Origin of the sequence: Pantoea sp. Nvir (genome assembly GCF_009829915.1) — a bacterium.
In the GTDB taxonomy this organism is placed as follows: domain Bacteria; phylum Pseudomonadota; class Gammaproteobacteria; order Enterobacterales; family Enterobacteriaceae; genus Pantoea.
Genome location: NZ_SZZW01000004.1, coordinates 26,875 through 51,180 on the forward strand (window position 1 = coordinate 26,875; position 24,306 = coordinate 51,180).

Consider the following 24,306-nt stretch of genomic DNA (forward strand, 5'->3'; position numbering starts at 1 on the left):
GGCATGAAACTCTACAACCTTAAAGATCATAAAGAGCAGGTCAGTTTTTCACAGGCTGTAAAACAGGGCCTGGGATCACAGCAAGGGCTGTTCTTTCCTCTTGAATTGCCTGAATTCGAGTTAACCGATATCGACGCAATATTAGAAATGGATTTTCTCAGCCGCAGTATTAAAATACTCTCTGCATATATCGGCGATGAAATCGCGCTGCAGCAGCTGTCTGAGAATGTGAAAAACGCTTTTTCATTTTCCGTACCGGTAGTACAAATCAGTGATAATATCGCCTGCCTTGAACTCTTTCACGGTCCAACACTAGCGTTTAAAGATTTTGGCGGCCGGTTTATGGCACAGATGCTATCGTATTTATCAGGAGCAGATGATGAGCAGATTACTATTTTAACCGCAACCTCTGGCGATACTGGCGCTGCAGTAGCACATGCTTTTTATGGTATGAAAAATATGCGTGTTGTCATCCTCTATCCGGAGGGGAAAATCAGTCTGTTGCAGGAGAAGCTTTTCTGTACGCTGGGCGGCAACATTGAAACCATCGCCATAGATGCTGATTTTGATACCTGCCAGGTATTGGTAAAACAGGCTTTTAATGATGAAATACTGAAAAAAGCAATTAGTCTAAACTCCGCTAATTCAATCAATATCAGCCGTCTACTGGCACAGATTTGCTACTATTTTGAAGCCATTTCACAGTTACCTCAAAAGAAGCGTAATCAGCTAGTAGTATCAGTGCCTAGCGGTAATTTTGGTAATCTCACTGCGGGCCTACTTGCTAAGTCACTTGGCCTTCCGATTAAGCGCTTTATCGCCGCTACTAACGCTAATGATACCGTACCGCGCTTTTTACAGGGAGGTAGCTGGACACCCAATGCTACGGTGGCCACGTTATCGAACGCAATGGATGTCAGTCAGCCAAACAACTGGCCGCGTGTGGAAGAATTGTTTCGCCGTAAAACGTGGCATTTAACTGATCTTGCCTACGGCTCAGTAAGTGACGAAATGACGTGCTCCACGATCTGCGAGTTAGCGAAGATTGATTATATTTCTGAGCCGCACGCAGCCATTGCCTATCGTCTACTGAGTGATCAACTAGAGGAAGGAGAGTTTGGTCTTTTCCTCTGCACGGCGCATCCAGCAAAATTTAAGGTGAGCGTAGAAGAGATTCTGCAACAGACGCTGCCTTTACCTAAAGCACTAGCAGACCGCACTGATCTACCGCTATTATCCTATCACATGAACGCCGATTTCGCATCGCTACGCGAGTTTCTGCTGAAATCTTGAGTGGGATCTGCGCGGATACAGTGTATTTCCATAGTGCTACTGTTCAAATTTTATCCTACTCGCTTGAGGACTCAAGCGTCATTTTAGTATGTGATGGGGGTGACGCATTGAGTTTGTCTACAGAGAGGTCACTTAACCCTTCTAAAGCCTTTCTTAATCTTTATTATTCTCATAATATTTAAAGATGATTATGATATTGCTGGTGGCTTGCACATCATGTTGTTAGAAGTAATCATCTACACGAGATATTTTACACCTTATTGATCTATAAAGTAATGCTACGTTACTTAGTTACTTAACGATTTATGAGACAACACAATTTTTTCTTTGGAATCAATTTATTTTTAATGATCTGTTTGCTCATTGAAAAAACTAATTTAATCAAGTATTTTTTAGATGCATAGGATGAATCTATCTGCAGTATTTATCCGATGTTAGGGTAATAAACATATCATTGCTCTGTGTCTAATTGTATTCAATGATTCCGTGAGTAAGTATTTTAAAGAAATTAAAATAGGTTCCCTGGCAGGGTATTATACACAGGTGCCACAAAGTAAAATTGAAACCTGTATCATTGAAGGCTGCTTCTGAAAATCTTTAAATATGTTATCATTTAAAATGAACAGCATAATCTTTATGCAATGCATTCTTAGGCTTATCATCGTGTTCTACCTCTATTAAAAATAATAATTTTCTTAACATCTAAACTAATCAATTTGCTTTTAAATAAACGTAATCTCGAAAGATTAATTACTAATCTACTATAACTAGCGACCTTAGTAGACAGGCTATCATGGTTTTTTCCTTGCCTGATTTTCTATCATTCTTTTACTATTCTTTTTTGTTTCACCGAATTGGGTTTCATTTAGGTAAATAATTTTAGGTAAATAATTTATGAATACTTTATGCATTGGCCTAATTTCTGTTTCCGATAGAGCTTCGAATGGCATTTATAGGGATCAGGGTATCCCTACTTTGGAAGCTTGGCTAAGTAGAGCGCTAATTACCCCTTTTACTACCGAAACGCGTTTAGTACCGGATGAGCAAAAGCTAATTGAACACGCAATCTGTGAACTAGTCGATGATTATTTTTGCCAGCTAGTACTCACTACTGGGGGCACTGGTCCTACGCGGCGCGACGTTACGCCAGATGCTACGCTGGCGGTCGCTGATCGAGAGATGCCTGGCTTCGGTGAGCAGATGCGCCAGATTAGCTTACAATTCGTACCCACCGCCATTCTATCGCGTCAAGTAGGTGTGATTCGTAAACAGTCGCTGGTACTTAATTTACCTGGACAGCCAAAGTCTCTTAAAGAGACACTAGAAGGATTAAGAGATACCGCAGGCAAGATACGAGTACCGGGTATTTTTTCTGCTGTACCTTATTGTTTACAGCTTCTTGATGGTCCTTATGTTGAGACTCATTGTAAAATTGTAGAATCTTTTCGTCCTAAACAGATATGATGCATGATCTAAGATTGTAATATCCAGGATCTTCTTAAGATTATGCATATATGGAATTCTTCACCTGTAAAAGGAGTAAGAATGATAAAATTCTATCGCGTGACGATCTCTATAATACCTTAGAATTTTCTCACTCTGATTGTAGTTGCTTTAATTTTTTTCACTGTGATTGTCAGTAGATTTTATCTTCTATCCAACATTTTCGACTATCTGCATCAATAAAATTAGAAGCGAAAATAATAATGTGCGATCATCGGCATTGTTCTGATAGCTCTTCTGGATGCAGAAAATGCCTGGTTTGTAGCAAATGCAAAAACACAGCGTAAGGTATTAAAATACGCTATGTGTAACGGATTGGACATGATTTGATAAGAGAGGTAGGTGATGATAATCTAATCGTATCGTATGCTTAGTATACTAAGCTCCACAAGTAAACCTAGCACCATTCCCCCCCCCAACCGCCCTTCTAGGTTAGAAAAATCGCACAAAACTTTCGATGTTAAAATATTTTTTATCTATACAAACCTAGTTGAATGAATCTTATTTCTCAGATAATCAAAAGTGTTGTGCATATCCATTTATGTTATCCATAGGGAAGGCTAATGTTTATTCCTATGCAGGGATAGTATCTATGTGAGATCCATAAATATGGATATGGCCTCATAATATATTTACTTATTTTCATTGTTAAAGATATATAAAATGTAATGCGCTATTAATTATAAATCTAATTTAATAGAGATTGATGCCAGTGCTAGCAAGGAATCTTTTTGTGGATATGGCATCCAGTATAAATAAGATACTATATTATTAGTTCTGTTATTGGTAGATTGATATATGCACAGGGCACTGAATCAAAACTGCTTTTGTCAAATCGTTTTTTTATAATTTCTTTTTTACTTAAAAAGTGAGTCCGATTTTGGTTGACTCTTCAACTATTGATATTCGGAAAAAATTTTCCTTTTAACCCTTGATGCGCTTTGAAGCGTCCCCATCTAATTATCATCGAGTGTTGTGAGCGCGGTAAAAAATAAACTAATAGTATTTAGGTTAGTAAAAAGCGCCTGTACAAAAGGTTCACAACCCAAATTAACTAGGAGACGTTTAGATGGGTAAGATTATTGGTATTGACCTAGGGACAACCAACTCTTGTGTTGCGATCATGGATGGGGCTAAAGCGCGCGTACTGGAGAATGCTGAGGGCGACCGTACGACTCCCTCAATTATTGCTTACACGCAGGATGGAGAAACTCTGGTCGGTCAACCGGCTAAACGTCAGGCGGTCACTAACCCGCAGAACACATTGTTCGCGATTAAACGCCTGATCGGCCGTCGTTTCAAGGATGAAGAAGTACAGCGCGATATTAAAATTATGCCGTACAAAATCACCTCTTCTGAAAACGGCGATGCTTGGCTGGAAGTAAAAGGCCAAAAGATGGCTCCTCCACAGATCTCTGCAGAGGTGCTGAAAAAAATGAAGAAGACCGCTGAAGATTATCTCGGTGAACCAGTGACCGAAGCGGTCATAACCGTGCCAGCCTACTTCAATGATGCTCAGCGTCAGGCGACCAAAGATGCGGGGCGTATCGCTGGCCTAGAAGTGAAACGTATTATCAATGAACCAACCGCTGCGGCGCTAGCTTACGGTATGGATAAAGGCAAGGGCAACCGCACCATTGCAGTCTATGATTTGGGAGGTGGTACTTTCGACATCTCTATTATCGAAATAGACGATGTGGACGGTGAAAAAACGTTTGAAGTTCTAGCTACCAATGGTGATACCCACTTGGGTGGCGAAGATTTCGACAGTCGTTTAATTAACCATTTAGTAGCAGAATTTAAGAAAGATCAAGGTATCGATCTACACAACGATCCGCTAGCAATGCAGCGTCTAAAAGAAGCTTCAGAGAAGGCAAAAATTGAGCTTTCTTCTGCACAGCAGAGTGATATTAATTTGCCATATATTACGGCAGATGCAAGTGGTCCAAAACACTTAAATATTAAAGTGACTCGCGCGAAGTTGGAGTCGCTAGTGGGGGATTTAGTTAGCCGTTCTATCGAGCCTTTAAAAGTGGCACTGCAAGATGCAGGACTGTCTGTTTCCAATATCAATGATGTAATCTTAGTCGGTGGTCAGACGCGTATGCCGATGGTGCAGGCTAAGGTAGCTGAATTTTTCGGTAAAGAGCCACGTAAAGACGTGAACCCAGATGAAGCAGTTGCTGTGGGCGCCGCAGTTCAAGGTGGTGTATTAGCAGGGGATGTAAAGGACGTACTGCTGCTAGACGTGACACCGCTGTCTCTGGGTATCGAAACTATGGGTGGCGTAATGACTTCACTGATTAGCAAGAATACCACTATCCCAACCAAACATAGCCAAGTCTTCTCGACTGCGGAAGATAATCAATCCGCCGTGACTATTCATGTGCTACAAGGTGAGCGTAAGCGTGCTAATGATAACAAATCGCTTGGTCAATTTAATCTAGATGGTATTCAGTCAGCGCCGCGCGGTATGCCGCAAATTGAAGTGACCTTCGATATTGATGCGGACGGTATTCTACATGTCTCTGCAAAGGACAAAAACAGTGGAAAAGAGCAGAAGATAACCATCAAAGCTTCTTCTGGCCTGAATGAGGGAGAAATCGAAAAAATGGTTCGCGATGCAGAAGCAAATGCTGAATCGGACCGCAAGTTTGAAGAACTAGTACAGACGCGTAACCACGGCGACCAGGTCGCACATAGTACTCGTAAGCAGTTAGAAGAAGATGGTGATAAACTTTCTACGGAAGATAAAGCGCCTATCGAATCAGCACTAAGCGAGCTTGAAGCTGCGTTAAAAGGTGAAGAGAAACAGGTTATAGATGATAAGATACAGTTACTGATGCAGGTTTCTGGCAAGCTTATTGAAGCAGCACAGCAGCGAGCGCAGGCAGCTGACGTGAATGTAGGCGACAGTTCTACGAAAAAAGATGATAATGTGGTTGACGCTGAATTCGAAGAAGTGAAGGACAACAAAAAATAATTGCCCATAACCGGGCACAACGGTTGGCCTGACAGCTGTTGAAACCAGCACGGGTGTAGGAAATTCTCTACGCCCGTGCGAGCATGTGAAGGGTTAAAAATGGCGAAAAGTGACTACTACGAGATTCTAGGCATCTCTAAATCCGCAGACGAACGTGAAATTAAAAAGGCGTATAAGCGCCTGGCAATGAAGTATCACCCAGATCGCAATCCGGATAACAAAAAGGCTGAAGCCAAATTTAAAGAGGTTAAAGAAGCTTATGAGATCTTAACTGATCCACAGAAACGTACGGCGTACGATCAATACGGCCATGCAGCGTTTGAACAAGGCGATATGGGTAGTGGATTTGGCGGCGGTGCAAATTTCAGCGATATTTTTGGTGATGTCTTTGGTGACATTTTTGGTGGCGGTCGTCGTCAACGCGCTGCACGCGGCTCCGATTTATGCTACAACATGGAGTTAACTCTAAAAGAAGCAGTGCGTGGTGTAACTAAAGAGATACGTATTCCGACGTTGCAGGAGTGCGATATCTGTCACGGCAGCGGCGCAAAAACGGGTACACAGTCACAAAACTGTCCAACTTGCCATGGCACAGGTCAGGTACAGATGCGTCAGGGCTTTTTTACCGTGCAACAGACATGTCCGACCTGTCAGGGTCGTGGCTCTGTGATTAAAGATCCTTGCAACGCCTGTCATGGCAGAGGCCGCATTGAAAAATCAAAAGTTTTATCAGTAAAAATTCCTTCAGGTGTGGATATGGGAGACCGTATCCGTCTCAGTGGTGAAGGAGAAGCAGGTGCGCAGGGCGCTCCCGCTGGGGATCTTTATGTTCAAGTATCAGTGAAGCAACACCCGATCTTCAAGAGAGAAGATAATAATCTCTACTGCGAAGTACCAATTAACTTCGCTATGGCGGCTCTAGGAGGCGAGATTGAAGTTCCTACACTGGATGGACGCGTGAAGCTGAAAGTTCCTTCTGAAACTCAGACGGACAAGTTATTCCGTATGCGTGGCAAAGGCGTACGATCTGTACGTGGAGGTACGGTTGGTGATCTACTATGCCGTGTAGTAGTTGAAACACCTGTTAATTTGAATGAAAAACAAAAAAAACTATTGCATGATCTTGGGGAAAGTTTCGGCGGACCAACTGGTGAGCATAATAGTCCACGTTCTAAGAGCTTTTTCGATGGTGTGAAGAAGTTTTTTGACGATTTAACCCGTTAATTACTGCATATTCTTGTTCCTTGATTTTCCATGAAAGTGTTGTAAACTACTGCAGTTATCGTCCCAAAGCTGTTTGCTGGGGAGTATTAATTACTTAGAAAGATGGCACAAATATTAGATAGCACTATGCATAGATGCTATGAGCCGGTGTAGTGCTGTTCGTTGCAGCTGCTTTGATGGGATAGTCCATTTAACTATTTTAACGTGCGCAGCGAAGTTATTGAAAATAATACAACATGCTGCGCATAAATATATGTATGTCTGTTGGGTAAAGATAGTTTTTTCACGCATGTTCGAGCAAATGATAGAGCGTAGCGCACTATCTAGTTTTCATAGGGGACCCTACTGCATAAAATCAGAAGAACTAGTAAAGAGAAGAACTGGTAAAATGCCGTTTTATTGAAAAACGGCATTAGTGTGTGTTTACGTCATCTTTTTGATCTGAGCAAAAAGATTGGCTTTGTATCGTGCTGCTTTATTCTTGTGAATAAGGCCTCTAGCGGCTTGACGATCTACAATAGGTTGCATTTTGTTGAATGCGTTCTCTGCAGCAGTTTTATCTTCAGACGCAATCGCGGAGTACACATTCTTAACTAATGTCCGCATCATAGAACGACGGCTTGCATTATGCTTACGACGTTTTTCAGATGTTATAGCACGTTTCTTAGCTGATTTAATATTAGCCAAGTGTTAACTCCTAGTTGTATTCTACACTGACAAAGTAAAGGCTGAGGACTACGCCTTTCGATCTGTTTTTTTGTCAAAATATTTATGTAAAAGCATCACCATCCTAAAACCGCTAGATCCTACCAGGTTCTCCTCTTTTAATACACCTTTTCATAATAAAATTTTTACATAAGCGTATTACATGTGCCAGGTTCGGGACAATGGCGTTTCATGCTTCAGAAAGGTACCACTCACTGGTTAACCTTCGCCAGTTTCAAGGATATAATTAGTCGATTTCCACCGGGTTGGGTCAGCCATGAAGTTTATCCGTGGTATTCATAATCTGAACGAGCAGCATCAGGGTTGCGTCTTGACGATTGGTAACTTTGACGGCGTACATCGTGGTCATCAAGCGTTAATGTCACGACTATGCAAAGAGGGAAATAAACGCCAGCTTCCGGTTATGGTGATGTTGTTTGAACCACAGCCGCTAGAGCTATTTGCTAGAAATAATGCACCTGCACGTCTGACAAGATTAAGGGAAAAACTTAAATATTTATCAGAAGCTAGAGTTGACTACGTGCTTTGCGTGCGCTTTGATCGTGGCTTTGCGACGCAGTCGGTACAGGATTTTATCACTGAGCTTCTAGTAAAGAAGCTCAGTGTTAAATATTTGGCTGTTGGCGATGATTTCCGCTTTGGTGCTGGTCGTCAGGGAGATTTCTTGTTATTACGGAGGGCCGGTGCTAAATATGGCTTTGACGTAGTTAGCACAGAAACTTTCTGCAACGGTGGCAGGCGTATTAGTAGCACAGCTGTTCGTCAGGCACTGGCTAATAATGATTTATCGTTGGCACAAACTCTACTGGGTCATCCTTTTAGTATTTCTGGACGAGTTGTTTATGGTGATGCGATAGGACGCACTATTGGTTTCCCCACCGCAAATCTTCTCTTACACCGCATTGTCTCGCCGATGAAAGGTGTTTATATAGTAGAAGTACTTGGCCTAGAGTCAAGGCCGATTCCAGGTATCGCCAATATAGGTAACCGGCCGACGGTAAGAGGAATACGCCAACAGCTTGAAGTTCACCTACTTGATATCAATATGCATCTATATGGAAAGCGTATTAATGTAGTGCTAAAGCATAAGATACGGGATGAGCAGTGCTTTTCATCGCTAGAAGCTTTGAAAGAACAAATTGCGAAAGACGTGATAATAGCTCGAGGCTTTTTTGGGCTTTAATACTAAAAAAAGTAAGGTAAATATACTCTTATGCATAATTATAAATCCACCCTAAATTTGCCAGAAACAAAATTTTCGATGCGTGGCGACCTTCCTATCCGCGAGCTGGGAATACTACAACGTTGGTATGATGATAACCTATACGACATCATACGCAAGGCTAAAAAAGGAAAGAAAACTTTTATTTTACATGATGGTCCTCCCTATGCAAACGGCAATATTCATATTGGTCACGCAGTTAACAAGATTTTAAAAGACATTATCATTAAGTCAAAAGGTATGGCAGGATTTGATTCTCCTTACGTTCCAGGTTGGGACTGTCATGGGCTACCAATTGAGTACAAAGTTGAACAGATGATCGGCAAGCCAGGTGAAAAAGTGACTGCATCAGAGTTCAGAGCAGCTTGCCGTAAATATGTTACCGAGCAAATAGGAAAGCAAAAAGCGGACTTTATCCGTCTCGGTGTACTGGGAGACTGGCAACATCCCTATATGACGATGAACTTCCAGACAGAAGCCAATATTATACGAGCATTTGGCAAAATTATCGGTAATGGTCATCTCCATAAAGGAGTAAAACCAGTGCACTGGTGTCTTGACTGCCGTTCAGCGTTAGCGGAAGCTGAAGTTGAGTACTTTGATAAAATTTCTCCTTCTATCGACGTGATCTTCACCACAGTTGATTCCAACGCAGTGCTCGCTAAATTCGGCTGCGTATCTGTCAACGGTCCGATCTCATTAGTCATTTGGACTACCACGCCTTGGACCATACCTGCTAACCGCGCGATCTCATTACATCCAGAGTTTGATTATCAACTTGTCCAGATCGACGGCCGTGCGCTGATCCTTGCAAAAGCTCTATTGGGTAATCTAATGAAGCGCATAGGTGTCATGAAGTGGAAGGTACTCGGGGAATGCAAAGGCGCGATGTTGGAACGTCTTACCTTCCAGCATCCTTTCCTAGTGAATATAGCGTCACCGGTGGTGCTAAGCGAGCACGTTATGCTTGATTCTGGTACTGGTGTTGTACATACCGCTCCCGGGCACGGTACGCACGACTATGTTGTCGGCAAGAAATATGCCATTGAAATAGCAAATATAGTCGGTCCGGATGGTACATATCTTCCGGGCACATATCCTACGTTGGATGGCCTGAATGTTTTTAAAGCTAATGACGTTATTGTGCAACTTCTGAAAGATAAGGGAGCACTACTACATATGGAAAGCATGTTACACAGTTATCCGCATTGCTGGCGCCATAAAACGCCAATTATATTCCGCGCTACTCCCCAGTGGTTTATTGGTATGGATCAGAACGGACTACGCACTCAGTCGCTGCAAGAAATCAAAAAAGTGCAGTGGATCCCAGATTGGGGCCGTGCGCGTATCAAGGCTATGGTCGAGAATCGTCCAGATTGGTGTATTTCTCGTCAGCGTACTTGGGGTATTCCGATGGCTCTCTTTGTACATAAAGATACGGAAGAGCTACATCCTAATACTCTATTATTGATAGAAAAAGTTGCCCAGTGCATTGAGCAGAATGGTATTCAAGCGTGGTGGGATCTAGATCCCCGTGATCTACTGGGACATGATGCTGACAATTACGTAAAGGTGCTGGATACTTTAGACGTTTGGTTCGATTCCGGATCTACCAGTTACTCAGTCGTTAACACACGTCCAGAATTTAGCGGTCATTCTGCAGATATGTATCTAGAAGGCTCTGACCAGCATCGCGGTTGGTTTATGTCATCACTAATGATCTCCACGGCAATGACAGGAAAAGCACCTTACCGCCAAGTCCTAACACATGGTTTTATCGTAGATGGTCAAGGCCATAAGATGTCTAAGTCAGTGGGTAATACCATATCCCCTCAGGATATAATAAACAAACTAGGTGCTGATATTCTGCGGTTATGGGTTGCCTCTACCGATTATTCCGGCGAGATGGCAGTCTCTGAGAGGATCTTGAAAAGTTCTGCTGATGTATATCGTCGCATCCGTAATACCGCACGGTTCCTACTAGCGAACCTTAAAGGCTTCAATCCCCAAGCTAATGCTGTTAAACCGGAAGAGATGGTTGTGCTAGATCGCTGGGCGGTGGGCTGTGCGCAGTCCGCTCAGAAGGATATCATCGCTTCCTATACCAAATATAATTTTCATGAAGTTATTCAACGTCTGATGCAATTCTGCTCAATAGAGATGGGCTCTTTTTATCTTGATATTATCAAGGATCGTCAGTACACCGTGAAGCAAGACAGCTTAGCACGTCGTAGCTGCCAAACCGCACTGTGGCATATTATTGAGGCATTAGTGCGCTGGATCGCACCGATCATGTCTCTTACTTCAGATGAAATATGGGGCTATCTACCAGGCAACCGCTCTCAGTATATTTTTACAGAAGAATGGTATCAAGGACTGTTTGGCCTGTCACATAACGAAGCGCTTAACAACGCCTACTGGACGGAGCTGATGAAGGTACGCGGTGAGGTCAACAAAGCGATCGAGAGGGTGCGAGCTGATAAACGCATCGGAGGAGCGCTAGAAGTTAGCGTCACACTTTATGCAGATGTGCCACTCTTATCTAAGTTACAGGCACTGGGCAGTGAGCTGCGTTTTGTGCTACTTACCTCAAATGCAATAGTGGCAGACTACGCGCTTGCTAGTGATGTAGCTCAGCAGAGCGAATTGGTGCAAGGTTTAAAAATTGCGCTGAGTAAAGCAGAAGGTGATAAATGCCCACGTTGCTGGCACTACACTAAGGATGTCGGACAGAACGTGGAACATATAGCTGTGTGCGGTCGTTGTTACAACAACTTGGCTGGTAGTGGCGAAGAGCGTAAATTTGCTTAATGTGTAAACCTATTCTCTCAACTGGGTTAAGGTGGATATGGCTGGTGTTGGTAGTTATCCTGATGGATATTTCCAGTAAACAGTGGGTAATGCATCACATGATGTTGTATGAAACGCAGCCAATAATGTTGTTCCTTAATTTCTTTTATACACGCAACTATGGTGCGGCGTTCAGCTTCCTGGCGAATAAAAGCGGTTGGCAGCGCTGGTTCTTTACGGGTGTTGCCATCTCTATCATAGTAGCGCTATTGGTTATCATGTATCGCAACTGCGCTAGCCAAAAAATCACTAATATTGCCTACGCGCTGATCATCGGTGGCTCCGCAGGCAATCTGTTTGATCGTGCTTATCATGGATTTGTTTTCGACTTTATTGATTTCTATGTTGGTGATTGGCATTTCGCAACCTTCAATATCGCTGACTGCGGAATTTGTATCGGGACTACGTTAGTGGTGTTGGATGGTTGTTTAGTCTATCTAGCAAACAAGAAACACAGGAAAAAGTGATGACAAGTTTTATAGAGCACAATGGCATGTTAGGTTCATTTTGAACTTAGCATAGTAAAGATTCACCGGGTCATAGAGGCAAATAATGTACATTCTGCTAGCTAATCCGCGCGGGTTTTGCGCTGGAGTCAATCGCGCCATTAGTATTGTGGAGGGTGCGTTAAATATGTATGGAGCTCCGGTCTACGTTCGTCACGAAGTAGTGCATAACCGCTATGTAGTGAATAGTCTGCACGAGCGAGGCGCAATTTTTATCGAAGAAATTAGCGAAGTTCCAGATAATGCTGTCCTAATTTTCTCTGCGCATGGTGTGTCACAGGTAGTACGTACCCAAGCTAAAGCGCGTAATCTTACCATGTTGTTTGATGCTACTTGCCCACTGGTAACGAAAGTTCATATGGAAGTTGCACGCGCTAGTCGTAAAGGAGTAGAGGCGATCCTTATAGGTCATGGAGGACATCCAGAAGTAGAGGGCACAATGGGCCAGTACAGCAATCCCAATGGAGGTATATATCTAGTGGAATCGCTTGAGGATGTATTTAAGCTCCAGATAAAGGATGAGAGGAATCTCTGTTTTATGACGCAGACTACGCTGTCGGTAGGCCATACTTCTGGGATTATTGATGCACTCCGTATACGGTTCCCGGGTATTATAGGTCCACGTAAGGAGGATATATGCTACGCTACCACTAATCGTCAGGAAGCAGTAAGCGTATTAGCACGCACTGCAGAGCTAGTACTGGTGGTGGGTTCGAATAACTCGTCTAATTCTAATCGTCTAGCAGAACTTGCGCATCAAGCTGGCAAATTGGTAAAGCTGATTGATTCAGCAGACGATATCCAAGAAAGTTGGGTCAAAGGGGTTGTGTGTACTGGCGTCACCGCAGGCGCATCAGCCCCGGAGATTCTAGTGCAACAGGTTATCCAACGTTTGTGTAAGCTAGGTGGTAAAACCATAATTGAGATGACCGGACGTAAAGAAAAAAAGATTGTGTTTGAAGTTCCCAAAGAATTACGTGTTGATGTGCATATTTTACAGTAGGGTAAGATTATCTTTACCCATAATTTGGAGATGCTTAATTTATAATTCTAATTATCTCGGATTAGCAATAGCTTGGTTATTAACTGAACATTATACTGATTGCACTAATATGCATTATTTGCATTAGGAATAAATAAATATGGAAAATTATCGAATTGCCATTGCAGGTACGTTAGGAAGTATGGGACGTAATTTAATTGAAGCGACGCAGCAGGCTGAGGGCGTTGAGATCAGCGCAGCATTAGTACGCTTAGGATCCTCTTTTGTGGGCAGAGATGTAGGTGAAGTGACAGGGCTGTGTAAAAACGGTGTCATCATTACTGATAATTTACAGAGCGTGATGAATGATTTCGATGTACTAGTGGACTTTACACGTCCTGAAGGCACTTTATACTATTTGGGTTTATGTCGTGAATACAAAAAAGCGATGGTAATTGGTACTACCGGCTTTGATAAAGGAGGTAAAGCGGCAATTCAGGCAGCTGCCGCTGATATAGGTATCGTCTTCTCTGCAAATTTCAGTGTTGGTATTAATTTGGTACTTAAGTTGATAGAGAAGACGGCGAAAGTAATGGGCGACTATGCAGACATAGAGATTGTTGAAGCTCATCATCGTCATAAAGTCGATGCCCCGTCAGGTACTGCACTGGCAATGGGGGAAGCTATTGCTGACGCTATGAGCTGGAATTTCGATGAGCATGTTATCTATGCGCGTAAAGATTATACCGGCGAGCGCAAGCCCCAAACTATTGGTTTTGCCACAGTACGTGCTGGCGATATTATTGGTGATCACACAGCTATGTTTGCTGATATTGGCGAACGTGTAGAGATTACTCATAAAGCATCCAGTCGCATGATCTTTGCGAAAGGTGCAGTTAAGGCAGCTTTGTGGTTAAAGGACAAAAAATCCGGAATTTACGATATGCATGATGTGTTGGATTTATCCATGTTGTGAATATTACGAAACATAATTATATAGTGGTTGCTGTAATTTAAAAAATATCAAGTGAATCACTTAATGCGGTCATCTCTGAAAATCTTGTCGAGAAATTTTCCTTTACTTTCTACGTATAATTAATCTGTCATAAGTTTAGCTTTTTAGTATTCATTGACTTATAAATTGATCATATTTTCGCAATTTGCCGAGATTTTTCTTCTAAGATCAGCAAAGGCAAAAAATAGCTCGGATTGTAGACAATCAATAGGCTACTCATTAGAATGGTCTCAATTTAACGAGAATCTACTATTATGGTGATTTTACTTAGATTCATGGCTTAATTATTGAGTTAATATGCACATGTTCTGACTGTTTATCACCTGGAGGATGTTTTGATTAAGTCAGCACTCTTGGTTCTGGAAGACGGAACCCAATTTCACGGTCGGGCCATTGGGGTAACGGGATCGGCCGTGGGGGAGGTTGTTTTTAATACGTCAATGACCGGTTATCAAGAAATTCTTACTGATCCTTCCTATTCCCATCAATTAGTTACCCTCACTTACCCCCATATCGGAAATGTTGGCACTAACGCTGACGATGCAGAATCAGCCCAAATTCATGCACGAGGGTTAGTTATCCGTGATTTACCTCTTATTGCCAGTAACTTTCGTAGCAACGAGAGTTTGTCGGCTTATCTTCAGCGCAACAATATCGTAGCTATCGCTGATATAGACACGCGAAAGTTGACACGTTTATTGCGTGATAAAGGGGCACAGAATGGCTGTATCATAGCTGGCGATAACATAGACGAAGAGAAGGCGCTACGGAAAGCGCAGTCCTTTCCTGGTCTAAAAGGAATAGATTTAGTAGAAAAAATTACAACAAAAGAACCTTACATCTGGTTGCAAGGCTCCTGGAATCTAAAATATGGGTTACTGGGAGAACGACAGCGCGCTGATGCGCTCCCTTATCATGTCGTGGCCTATGATTATGGTGTTAAATTTAATATATTTCGTATGTTAGTGGATCGTGGCTGTCGCCTGACAGTAATGCCGGCGAAGACCCCTGCACATGAGGTGTTAAAACTTAATCCGGACGGTATTTTTCTTTCTAATGGGCCAGGAGATCCGGAGCCATGCTACTATGCTATAACAGCAATTAAGAATTTTCTCAAAACTGACATTCCCATGTTTGGTATTTGTTTCGGCCACCAGCTGCTAGCACTGGCGAGTGGGGCAAAAACTATAAAAATGAAGCTCGGTCATCACGGCAGTAACCATCCGGTACAAGATATAACCAATAATCATATTATAATCACAACACAAAACCATGGTTTCGCAGTTGATGACTCCCACTTGCCTTCTAATCTACGTGTGACGCACGTTTCACTGTTTGACAAAACTGTACAGGGCATTCACCGTACCGATAAACCTGCGTTTAGCTTCCAAGGACATCCAGAAGCGAGTCCAGGACCATATGATGCAGCACCACTGTTTGACCACTTTATTAAACTGATCGAAGCCTACCGTTCAAAAGCTAGGTAATCAGGAATCCTAAAATGCCGAAACGTATAGATATAAAATCCATCCTTATATTGGGGGCTGGCCCGATTGTTATTGGTCAGGCTTGTGAATTTGATTATTCCGGTGCGCAAGCATGTAAAGCACTACGTGAAGAAGGGTACCGTGTTATTTTGGTTAATTCTAATCCAGCGACCATTATGACAGATCCGGAGATGGCAGATGCTACTTACATTGAGCCTATCTGCTGGGAAATAGTATGCAAAATTATTAAAAAAGAGCGCCCGGATGCAGTGTTGCCGACCATGGGGGGGCAGACAGCACTAAATTGTGCGTTAGAGTTGGAGCGTCGGGGTGTGCTAGAAGAGTTCGGCGTCGAAATGATTGGTGCCACGGCAGACGCTATTAATAAGGCAGAAGATCGTCAGCACTTCGATAAGGCAATGAAAGCTATTGGCCTGGAAACCGCGCGTTCAGGCATCGCTCATACCATAGAAGAAGCGCTGCAAGTTACCGAAGAGGTTGGTTTCCCATGTATCATTCGTCCTTCATTCACCATGGGCGGAACCGGAGGAGGTATCGCCTATAATCGAGAAGATTTTGAAGAGATTTGCGTACTGGGCTTAGATCAATCACCAACTAATGAGCTACTTATTGACGAATCACTGATTGGCTGGAAAGAGTATGAAATGGAGGTGGTGCGTGATAAGAATGATAATTGCATCGTAGTTTGCTCTATCGAGAATTTCGATTCCATGGGCATTCATACCGGAGACTCTATCACTGTGGCACCAGCGCAGACTCTAACCGATAAAGAGTATCAGATCATGCGTAACGCTTCACTAGCGGTGCTGCGTGAGATAGGATTGGAAACAGGTGGTTCTAATGTGCAGTTTGCGGTCAATCCAGATAATGGACGCCTGATTGTTATTGAGATGAATCCGCGTGTATCGCGCTCTTCTGCGCTTGCGTCTAAAGCAACTGGGTTTCCAATCGCTAAGGTGGCAGCTAAGCTGGCTGTCGGCTTTACGCTTGATGAGCTGATGAATGATATCACCTGCGGCCTGACCCCAGCATCGTTTGAGCCTTCTATCGACTACGTAGTTACTAAAATACCACGCTTTAACTTTGAAAAGTTCGCTGGTGCTAACGACCGTCTAACTACCCAGATGAAATCAATGGGTGAGGTTATGGCAATTGGTCGTACTTTCCAAGAATCAATACAAAAAGCCTTGCGCAGCTTAGAAGTAGGTGCAACCGGATTTGATCCAAAAGTTTCTCTTGACGACACTGATGTTCTAATGTACATCCGCCGTGAGTTAAAATATGCCGGTGCCGAGCGTATCTGGTACATTACCGATGCGTTCCGTGCGGGCATGTCCGTGGATACTATTTATAACCTCACCAAAATCGACCGGTGGTTCTTAGTCCAGATTGAAGAACTGGTACGTCTGGAAGAATGTGTTTTATCTAAAGGGGTTAATAGCCTGAGTCGACATTTTCTACGTGTGCTAAAGCGTAAAGGTTTTGCTGATGCGCGTCTAGCAGCGCTAGCGGGAATTACTGAAGGTGAGATTCGTAAGTTGCGCGAGCAGTACAACCTGCATCCAGTATATAAGCGTGTTGATACCTGCGCTGCCGAGTTTGCTACTAATACTGCCTATATGTACTCTACCTATGAAGATGAGTGCGAGTCTAACCCAAACCATGATCGCGAAAAAATTATAGTGCTGGGAGGTGGACCAAACCGTATTGGACAAGGTATTGAGTTCGATTACTGCTGTGTTCATGCTGCGTTGGCACTACGTGAAGATGGTTTTGAAACTATTATGGTAAACTGCAACCCTGAAACTCTCTCTACTGACTACGACATCTCTGACCGTCTCTACTTTGAACCGATCACTTTAGAGGATGTGCTGGAAATTGTGCGAATTGAAAAGCCAAAAGGCGTGATCGTGCAGTATGGTGGCCAAACTCCTCTGAAACTGGCGCGGGCGCTGGAAGCGGCTGGAGTACCAATAATTGGCACCAGTCCAGATGCTATTGATCGAGCAGAAGACCGCGAACGTTTTCAAAAGGTTGTTGAGCACCTGAATTTGAAGCAACCTTCTAATGCTACAGTGACCACATTTGAGCAAGCAGTTGAAAAAGCAGCTCGAATCGGTTATCCGTTGGTAGTACGTCCTTCTTATGTACTAGGCGGTCGTGCAATGGAAATCATCTATGATGAGATCGATTTGAAGTGCTACTTTCATAACGCCGTTTCTGTCTCTAATGATGCGCCGGTTCTACTAGACGGCTTTTTGGATGATGCAGTAGAAGTAGATGTCGATGCAATCTGTGATGGTGAGCATGTACTGATTGGCGGCATCATGGAACACATCGAGCAGGCAGGTGTGCATTCTGGCGACTCTGCCTGTTCACTGCCAGCCTATACGTTGAACCAGGATATTCAGAACGTGATGCGCCAGCAAGTGGAAAAATTGGCCTTTGAACTCAAAGTACATGGCTTAATGAATGTGCAGTTCGCAGTGAAGGACAATGAGGTATATCTAATTGAGGTTAACCCTCGTGTCGCACGTACTGTGCCTTTCGTCTCTAAAGCCACCGGCGTACCATTAGCGAAAGTAGCAGCACGTGTAATCACGGGCAAAACCCTAGCAAAGCAGGGTATAACTAAAGAAGTGATTCCGCCTTACTATTCAGTTAAAGAGGTAGTACTGCCGTTCAAGAAATTCCAAGGTGTTGATCCAATTCTTGGACCGGAAATGCGTTCTACCGGCGAAGTGATGGGCATCGGTCGTACCTTTGCTGAAGCGTTCTCAAAAGCTATGCTGGCTGCACAGAGCAATATGAAGAAAAGCGGGCGTGCCCTACTGTCTGTACGTGAAGGCGACAAGAAGCGTATCGTAGATCTAGCGGCAAAGCTATTGAAAGTTGGTTTTGAGCTGGACGCTACGCACGGCACTGCAGTTGTACTAAGTGAAGCTGGTATTAATCCACGTCTAGTGAATAAAGTACACGAAGGAAGTCCGCATATTCAGGATCGTCTAAAAAATGGTGAGTACGCCTATATCGTCAATACTACTGCGGGGCGTCAGGCGATTGAAGATTCATACATAATTCGTCATAGCGCGCTACAGTACAAAGTACACTATGATACTACTCTAAACGGAGGTTTTGCTACTGCGTTGTCGCTGAATGCCGACCCAACGGAAAAAATTATTTCTGTCCAAGAGATGCACGCATTAATTAAGAGTTAAGGGTTTAACTACATTAGACCAACAATTATTCAGTCGATTTTTTATAAAGAATATTTCAGGTTAATAAATAATATTAAAAATAGAAATTTTCCCGTGTTTATCTTTGGTTTAGGTTTAGTATTGATAATAGAGCTAATGACTCTTTCTCCGTTCATTGTTTGAACGTAATTACTGACTGAAGTGCAGTGGCATTGTCATGAAAAGGTAATCCAAGCAATAGCAAATAGCAGTTTAATAACACTCAATAGTAAAATATGGTATATAGAAGTTAAAATTTTTATATTTATCCGGTTTTGGCGAAAGAATAAATCGCCTTTACTTAAGTAAAATAAGCCAATTTCTTATCTGTGAGTTTTTTAACATGATTAGTTTGATCGCGGCACTAGCAGCGGAACGAGTTATTGGTATAAGAGGTACCATACCGTGGAAATTACCGGCAGATTTAGCATGGTTTAAACGTAACACATTAAATAAGCCTGTAATTATGGGTCGTGTAACCTTTGAATCTATTGGTCGCCCGCTTCCTGGGAGGCTCAATATTGTGGTTAGCCACCAGCCAGGTATCGCGGAAGGCGTCACTTGGATGACATCGCTGGATAAGGCAATTAAAGAAGTAGGCAACGTAACGGAGATTATGGTAATTGGTGGAGGACGGATATATGAGCAGATGATTAAGCAATCTCACCGCCTATACCTTACCCATATTAATGTAGAAGTGGAAGGAGATACGCAATTTCCTCATTATAAACTAGAAGAGTGGCACTCAACCTTTAGCGAGTTGCATAATGTAGACGAGCAGAATTCTTACAGCTACCGTTTCGAAATTCTTGAACGCTGTTAAGCGTTGACTTTGTCAGAGACAAAGTTCTTTTTCAGCGCGTTTCCTAAAAAGAATATTTCATTGGAACGATATCCTTCATCTGATGGCAGTTAGAGGCCTGAGTGTAATAACGTTGGCCTTCCCAGTGCAATAATGTTAATACACCACCCCAGCAACAGCCGGTGTCTAACCCGATAATACTTTGCGGTGTGCCTTTGCCTTCCAAAGAAGCCCAGTGACCAAAAATCTGGGTGTAACCGTTAGGCAACTTGCTAGGAATTGCGAACCATGGCCTTAGTGGCGGCACCGCGAAATTGGGTGCTTCCTTCAGGTGCATATCGAGTTGTCCATTGGGAAAACAGAAACGCATGCGTGTCAGGGCAGTAGCGATGAAGCGCAGTCGTGATAAACCCTTAAGCTCCGGTGTCCAATGATTTGGCATATCTCCATACATTGCATCTAGAAATATCGGATAGCGATCACTTGCAAGGACTGACTCAAGCTCATACGCACAAGCTTTAGCTGTTTCAAGATCCCACTGTGGCGTAATGCCAGCATGCGTCATTACTAACTTTTTCTCTTTATCCACCTGCAGTAAAGGTTGGCAACGTAGCCAGTCAATTAATTGATTTGCTTCTTCTGCTTGCAGCAGCGCTCTCAGGCGATCCTTCAAGGTATTGCTACTAATACCGGCAAATACCGCCAACAGATGCAAATCGTGATTGCCTAGTACCATGCGCACGCTTGAGCCTAGTGATCTTATATAGCGCAACACCTCAAGCGACCTTGGACCACGTGCCACTAGATCGCCAGTAAGCCATAACGTATCCTGTTTAGGCGTAAATTCTACTTGCTTCAATAAGGCTCGTAGTTCATCATAACAGCCGTGGATATCTCCAACTAGATACGTACTCATGAAAATCATCCTAAATAAAAAACCAGCATATATCTATATAAAAAATCACGAAATTAGTGTATATGGGTTTCTAATGCAAGGCGGAAAACAGGAATGTCGACGTGGAAAGTTTTGCCTTCTTCATCCTGCATTACATAATGACCTTGCATAGTGCCTATCGGTGTTTCGATAACTGCACCACTAGTATACTGAAACTCACTACCCGGTGCAATGACCGGTTGTTTTCCTACGACTCCTTCGCTTTGAACTTCGGTTTCTCGTCCATTGCCATTAGTGATTATCCAGTAACGTCCCTTTAATTGAACTGCGTTCCGGCCTAGATTGCGGATAGTCATTGTGTAGGCAAATACATAGCGTTCCTCCTCTGGCGAGGATTGAGACGCAATATAGAGGCTTTGTGCCTGAATAGAGATCCGGGCCGACTCACTCATGTATTACTCCCAATATTTATTTTGATGCATCTTCAACCAGTTGGCTAACTGGCAATATTGTGCCACCGTGACATTTTCCGCTCGTAATCTTGCATCAATACCTAGCACGTCTAGCGTGTCGAGAGAAAAAAGATGCCCAAGACTATTGCGTAATGTCTTACGGCGCTTACTAAAAGCTTCGATAGTGATGTTGCTTAGGATGTACGTATCAATCACCGGATACGGTAGTTCAACAAAAGGAACTAAACGTACTACTACCGACTCAACTTTAGGCGGAGGCGTAAAAGCGTACGACGGTACTTCAAGAACCGGGATTACTCGGCAATAATATTGCGCCATCACGCTAAGGCGGCCGTAGGCTTTGCTGCCTGGTTTAGCGATAAGACGGTTAGCTACCTCCTTCTGTAGCATGAAATGCATATCTTTAACGGAGCTAGTATAGCTGAAAAGGTGAAACATTAGCGGTGTCGCAATATTGTATGGTAGGTTGCCAAACACTCGCAGCCGCTGGCCTTTTTGCTGCGCCAAAAGAGAAAAATCAAAAGTCATTGCATCCTGCTGGTAGATGGTCAGCTTAGCACTGAGGAAAGGATGTTTTTGTAGACGCGTGGCTAAGTCACGATCTAGTTCGATTACTGTTAAAGTGTCAAGATATTGGCTGATAGGCTCGGTCAGAGCACCAAGGCCCGGACCTATTTCGACCAGCTCTTCGCTACATTGTGCGTGTATAGCGGTGACAATATTTTCTATAACATTATTATCTTTCAGGAAATTCTGCCCAAAACGTTTACGAGCATAGTATCCTTGATGAACACGATTATTCATTACTGCTCTTGATCATAGTGATGGCAAAATTAAGCGCCGCAATAAAACTGGACGCTTTTGCTTGACCTAAGCCGGCTAGTTCTAGTGCAGTGCCGTGGTCAACGGATGTACGAATAAATGGCAGGCCAAGTGTGAGATTTACTGCATTACCAAATCCTTGAAATTTTAACACTGGTAAACCCTGATCATGATACATTGCCAGCACTGCATCAGCATGCTGTAAATATTTTGGCTGAAAAAGGGTATCTGCAGGAAGCGGACCGGTTAGTTGAATACCTTGTTGACGAAGCATATTCAACACTGGAATAATAATGTCAATTTCTTCACGCCCCATATGCCCTCCTTCACCCGCGTGGGGATTAAGCCCGCAAATTAAAATATGTGGTTGTGGGATAGCAAACTTTTGCTGTAGATTACGATGCAGAATAATAATTATATCCTGCAGACTATTTTGTGTAATGGCTGAAGAAACATCTTTTAATGGCAGATGCGTTGTCGCCAGTGCTACACGCAGCTCTTCCGTTGCTAGCATCATCACCACGCGATGACTACCTGCACGATTTGCGAAAAACTCGGTATGTCCGGTAAAATGGATGCCCGCATCGTTTATTATACCTTTATGAACTGGACCTGTGATCAAGGCTGCGAATTCGCCGTTAAGGCAGCCGTCGCAAGCACGTGCTAAAGTTGCGAGTACATAGGGACTATTAGCTGTTTCAAGAACGCCTGGGGTCACTGGCTGTGCGGTCTTAATAGGAAGAATGGTCAATGTACCTGCTTGCTGTGGCTGCGCTGTAACATCGGGCTGATATTCTTTCAGAGTTAGTAGCACACCTAAGAGAGAGGCGCGTTTATGCATCACTTGCGGCGACGCACATACTACTAGTTCAAAAGGCCAGCTCTGCTGGGACATCTGAATAGTAAGATCTGGACCAATCCCGGCAGGTTCACCGGGCGTAATGACAATACGCAAGTTACTGATCATTGTGGGACAGAATCTTTATATAAGATTCAGAAAGTTGTTCCTGCATCCAAGACTGCGATTCTTCGTTAAATTTGCGGTTGAATAGCATGCGATAAGCGTTCTCCCTCTGCTCCTCATCCCTTTGATCTATTTGACGCACATCGAGAAGTTGAATAATATGACAGCCAATAGAGGAATAAAATATCTGGCTGACCTGACCTTTCTGCAAATGCAGCAAGGTCTCGTAGAAAACAGGGTCAAGATCTTGCGGTGAGAACCAGCCTAGGTCACCACCGTATTGAGCAGACTGTGGATCTTCAGAGAACTTTTTCGCAGCAGCTACGAAAGTGATCTTGCGGCTGCGAATATCAGAGGCAATGTTTTCTAGTTTTATCTTCGCTTGGGCTCTGGGTATAACTGGAGACAACTTCAGCATAATATGGCGTGCACGCCATTCGGTTTTTGCAAATTTTTTACTCGCAACTTTTAAGTCATTAACCTTTAGAATATACAAACCGAATCTGGAATAGATTGGTCCGATGATATCGCCTTTCTTAGCGGTTGACAGCGCATCTATAAAAATGGTTGGGAAATCTTCAAGTTTTTCCCATCCCATATTACTATTTCTTATCGATATTGGACTAAGGGAGTGAATAACCACTAACTTATCAAAATCCATACCTCTTTTTAGGTCGGTTATTAACTGTTTAGCTAGTATTGCCTGATCTTCTATTTGCTGCTGTGACACATTTTCCGGCAGAGGCAGAAAAATTTGTCTGACATTTAGCTCGGTATCCTGGTTATTTTCTTCGCCTATCTGCCGGGCGAGCATATTTACTTCGTGTGGAAGGATATTAAAGCGACGACGCACTGCGTCGTCGCGTACTCTGGCTATCAAGATCTCCTTACGAATTTGCATTCGATACTCTCTATAATTTATACCGGAATAGGCTAAGCTACTACGCAGCTGTTCAATATTTATGTGATTATTCATAGCAATCATTGTGATCGCTTGGTCAAGTTGCTGATTGCTGATCTGTAGGCCTGCTCTTTCACCCATCTGTAAAATTATGTTGTCCATAATCTGCTTTTCAAGTACTTCTTGACGTAATATTTTTTCATCCGGCAATTGTTGGCCAGCATATCGCGATTGTATCCTTACAAGGTGTAGTATATGCTCTATTTCACTTTCCAGAATGATGCTATCGTTCACAATAGCAGCTACTTTATCAACCAATTGTGGTGCTGAGAACGCAGCATTGACAATTACCATAACACCTAGAATCAGCGTTATCCAATTCTTCATAATTTTCCCATTTT

At 43.1% G+C, this 24,306-nt stretch carries 17 protein-coding genes and 1 pseudogene; 12 read left to right on the plus strand and 6 right to left on the minus strand.

Annotated features, from left to right (window positions below; translation table 11 throughout):
• The first annotated feature begins 3 nt into the window (after positions 1-3).
• From thrC to dnaJ, 4 genes are all read left to right on the plus strand, one after another.
• Positions 4-1,293, plus strand: coding sequence for a threonine synthase (gene thrC / locus FD729_RS03530; protein ID WP_159931907.1), 1,290 nt, complete (start codon positions 4-6; stop codon positions 1,291-1,293).
• Between the two features lie 894 nt (positions 1,294-2,187).
• Positions 2,188-2,757: a molybdopterin adenylyltransferase gene (gene mog / locus FD729_RS03535; RefSeq protein ID WP_159931908.1), complete on the plus strand. Its 570-nt coding sequence runs from the start codon at positions 2,188-2,190 to the stop codon at positions 2,755-2,757.
• A gap of 1,108 nt (positions 2,758-3,865) precedes the next feature.
• Positions 3,866-5,779: a molecular chaperone DnaK gene (gene dnaK / locus FD729_RS03540; RefSeq protein ID WP_159931909.1), complete on the plus strand. Its 1,914-nt coding sequence runs from the start codon at positions 3,866-3,868 to the stop codon at positions 5,777-5,779.
• Between the two features lie 99 nt (positions 5,780-5,878).
• Positions 5,879-7,003, plus strand: coding sequence for a molecular chaperone DnaJ (dnaJ, locus tag FD729_RS03545; protein ID WP_159931910.1), 1,125 nt, complete (start codon positions 5,879-5,881; stop codon positions 7,001-7,003).
• 423 nt (positions 7,004-7,426) lie between these two features.
• On the opposite strand, the gene rpsT is transcribed toward dnaJ, so the two are convergent.
• Positions 7,427-7,690, minus strand: a complete 264-nt coding sequence (rpsT, locus tag FD729_RS03550) for a 30S ribosomal protein S20 (RefSeq protein WP_159931911.1) — start codon at positions 7,688-7,690, stop codon at positions 7,427-7,429.
• A gap of 295 nt (positions 7,691-7,985) precedes the next feature.
• On the opposite strand from rpsT, the gene ribF reads away from it, so the two are divergent.
• The 8 genes from ribF (at position 7,986) to folA (ending at position 19,871) form a co-directional block, all read left to right on the plus strand.
• Positions 7,986-8,912: a bifunctional riboflavin kinase/FAD synthetase gene (gene ribF, locus FD729_RS03555; protein ID WP_159931912.1), complete on the plus strand. Its 927-nt coding sequence runs from the start codon at positions 7,986-7,988 to the stop codon at positions 8,910-8,912.
• Positions 8,913-8,942: 30 nt separating this feature from the next.
• Complete coding sequence (gene ileS / locus FD729_RS03560; protein ID WP_159931913.1) at positions 8,943-11,762, plus strand: isoleucine--tRNA ligase; 2,820 nt, start codon at positions 8,943-8,945, stop codon at positions 11,760-11,762.
• A complete protein-coding gene (lspA, locus tag FD729_RS03565; RefSeq protein ID WP_159931914.1) occupies positions 11,762-12,268 on the plus strand; it encodes a signal peptidase II in 507 nt (168 codons plus the stop codon). Before ileS ends, lspA begins: the two co-directional genes overlap by 1 nt.
• 85 nt (positions 12,269-12,353) lie before the next feature.
• Positions 12,354-13,310, plus strand: a complete 957-nt coding sequence (gene ispH / locus FD729_RS03570) for a 4-hydroxy-3-methylbut-2-enyl diphosphate reductase (RefSeq protein WP_159931915.1) — start codon at positions 12,354-12,356, stop codon at positions 13,308-13,310.
• A 139-nt stretch (positions 13,311-13,449) separates the two neighbouring features.
• Complete coding sequence (gene dapB / locus FD729_RS03575) at positions 13,450-14,265, plus strand: 4-hydroxy-tetrahydrodipicolinate reductase (protein WP_159931916.1); 816 nt, start codon at positions 13,450-13,452, stop codon at positions 14,263-14,265.
• A 374-nt stretch (positions 14,266-14,639) separates the two neighbouring features.
• On the plus strand, positions 14,640-15,791 hold the full coding sequence (gene carA, locus FD729_RS03580; protein ID WP_159931917.1) for a glutamine-hydrolyzing carbamoyl-phosphate synthase small subunit: 1,152 nt from the start codon (positions 14,640-14,642) through the stop codon (positions 15,789-15,791).
• Positions 15,792-15,805: 14 nt separating this feature from the next.
• Positions 15,806-19,030: a carbamoyl-phosphate synthase large subunit gene (gene carB / locus FD729_RS03585; protein ID WP_159931918.1), complete on the plus strand. Its 3,225-nt coding sequence runs from the start codon at positions 15,806-15,808 to the stop codon at positions 19,028-19,030.
• A 361-nt stretch (positions 19,031-19,391) separates the two neighbouring features.
• Positions 19,392-19,871 (plus strand): type 3 dihydrofolate reductase, encoded by a 480-nt coding sequence (gene folA, locus FD729_RS03590; RefSeq protein ID WP_159931919.1) that lies wholly within the window; start codon positions 19,392-19,394, stop codon positions 19,869-19,871.
• A gap of 43 nt (positions 19,872-19,914) precedes the next feature.
• Here the strand turns inward: folA and apaH are convergent, their stop codons facing one another.
• The 5 genes and pseudogenes from apaH to surA form a co-directional block, all read right to left on the minus strand.
• Positions 19,915-20,766: a bis(5'-nucleosyl)-tetraphosphatase (symmetrical) ApaH gene (gene apaH / locus FD729_RS03595; protein WP_159931920.1), complete on the minus strand. Its 852-nt coding sequence runs from the start codon at positions 20,764-20,766 to the stop codon at positions 19,915-19,917.
• Positions 20,767-20,819: 53 nt separating this feature from the next.
• Positions 20,820-21,197 carry a Co2+/Mg2+ efflux protein ApaG gene (apaG, locus tag FD729_RS03600; protein ID WP_159931921.1) on the minus strand — a complete coding sequence of 126 codons (378 nt, stop codon included), beginning with the start codon at positions 21,195-21,197 and terminating at the stop codon, positions 20,820-20,822.
• 3 nt (positions 21,198-21,200) lie between these two features.
• Complete coding sequence (gene rsmA, locus FD729_RS03605) at positions 21,201-22,022, minus strand: 16S rRNA (adenine(1518)-N(6)/adenine(1519)-N(6))-dimethyltransferase RsmA (protein WP_159931922.1); 822 nt, start codon at positions 22,020-22,022, stop codon at positions 21,201-21,203.
• Positions 22,015-23,007, minus strand: coding sequence for a 4-hydroxythreonine-4-phosphate dehydrogenase PdxA (pdxA, locus tag FD729_RS03610; RefSeq protein ID WP_159931923.1), 993 nt, complete (start codon positions 23,005-23,007; stop codon positions 22,015-22,017). The genes rsmA and pdxA overlap by 8 nt, the downstream gene beginning before the upstream one ends.
• Positions 22,997-24,298: pseudogene (surA, locus tag FD729_RS03615) on the minus strand (peptidylprolyl isomerase SurA); the annotation flags it as partial. The gene pdxA and the pseudogene surA, both read right to left, overlap by 11 nt.
• Positions 24,299-24,306 lie beyond the last annotated feature (8 nt).

Coding starts and splice junctions, on each gene's coding strand:
- folA (WP_159931919.1), top strand. CDS start 19,392: ATGATTAGTTTGATCGCGGCACTAGCAGCGGAACGAGTTATTGGTATA.
- carB (WP_159931918.1), top strand. CDS start 15,806: ATGCCGAAACGTATAGATATAAAATCCATCCTTATATTGGGGGCTGGC.
- dnaJ (WP_159931910.1), top strand. CDS start 5,879: ATGGCGAAAAGTGACTACTACGAGATTCTAGGCATCTCTAAATCCGCA.
- ispH (WP_159931915.1), top strand. CDS start 12,354: ATGTACATTCTGCTAGCTAATCCGCGCGGGTTTTGCGCTGGAGTCAAT.
- ribF (WP_159931912.1), top strand. CDS start 7,986: ATGAAGTTTATCCGTGGTATTCATAATCTGAACGAGCAGCATCAGGGT.
- dnaK (WP_159931909.1), top strand. CDS start 3,866: ATGGGTAAGATTATTGGTATTGACCTAGGGACAACCAACTCTTGTGTT.
- apaH (WP_159931920.1), bottom strand. CDS start 20,766: ATGAGTACGTATCTAGTTGGAGATATCCACGGCTGTTATGATGAACTA.
- mog (WP_159931908.1), top strand. CDS start 2,188: ATGAATACTTTATGCATTGGCCTAATTTCTGTTTCCGATAGAGCTTCG.
- apaG (WP_159931921.1), bottom strand. CDS start 21,197: ATGAGTGAGTCGGCCCGGATCTCTATTCAGGCACAAAGCCTCTATATT.
- thrC (WP_159931907.1), top strand. CDS start 4: ATGAAACTCTACAACCTTAAAGATCATAAAGAGCAGGTCAGTTTTTCA.
- dapB (WP_159931916.1), top strand. CDS start 13,450: ATGGAAAATTATCGAATTGCCATTGCAGGTACGTTAGGAAGTATGGGA.
- pdxA (WP_159931923.1), bottom strand. CDS start 23,007: ATGATCAGTAACTTGCGTATTGTCATTACGCCCGGTGAACCTGCCGGG.
- lspA (WP_159931914.1), top strand. CDS start 11,762: ATGTGTAAACCTATTCTCTCAACTGGGTTAAGGTGGATATGGCTGGTG.
- rsmA (WP_159931922.1), bottom strand. CDS start 22,022: ATGAATAATCGTGTTCATCAAGGATACTATGCTCGTAAACGTTTTGGG.
- ileS (WP_159931913.1), top strand. CDS start 8,943: ATGCATAATTATAAATCCACCCTAAATTTGCCAGAAACAAAATTTTCG.